The organism is Vibrio sp. YT-19(2023) (assembly GCF_033337395.1).
The window spans coordinates 1-684 of the sequence record NZ_JAWOQN010000534.1 but is presented as its reverse complement, the minus strand read 5'-3'; the positions used below and the strand labels follow the sequence as shown (position 1 = coordinate 684).

The window sequence follows — 684 nt, the reverse complement described above, 5'->3', positions numbered from 1 at the left end:
AATCGATTTTTAAGGTTATTAGGATATGAGACTAAAAACTTGGATTGTAGCGTTTTTTCTTGGTCTGTTTGGTACAACAGCGAACGCAGACACAACACATAAAACTGATGTATCAGTAACTGTAAGTACCGCACAAGGTGTTCAAGTTCTGTTTGTAAATGGCGTTAGTACGGATGAATTGAGTACTCCGTATACTCTCATCGATGGCTCAAACCAAGTGGTTATTAAGGTAAACAAAGCTATCGGGCGTGGTGACAAGCGCACTCAAGTTTACTCTGCACCATACATTCTTGGTTTTAGTTCTGGCGCGGGTGAGCTTTATATTGATGCGCCATCTTTTAGAGATAAGCGTCAGGCAGACAAGCTGTTTGAACAAGATACAATGGACTGGAAAGTAAGCATCAATGATAAGTCTATTGATTACTCGCAATATAAGATGCCAGGTAAAAAAGGTGCTTTCCCATATTCAAACCTTGATGAGCAATTGGCAGAGTACAACGAACTTAACGGCGTCTATTTTTCTAATGGTAAGCGAGTCGAGTTATCTGAGCTTCAGGCAACTGGTACAGCTAAAGAGACTCACAGAGTGAATTCGCCACTGACAAAAGCAAAAATTGCTTATCTAGAAATGACTGACGAAGAACGTCAGCTATTCATGAAGTGGGTTTCTCAACAATAATTGTT

General features: G+C 40.1%; 1 protein-coding gene. It reads left to right on the top strand.

The window, feature by feature from the left end; all coding sequences use genetic code 11:
• Window positions 1–25 precede the first annotated feature (25 nt).
• Complete coding sequence (locus R7E78_RS26960; protein ID WP_318058720.1) at window positions 26–679, top strand: DUF2057 domain-containing protein; 654 nt, start codon at window positions 26–28, stop codon at window positions 677–679.
• Window positions 680–684: the final 5 nt, after the last annotated feature.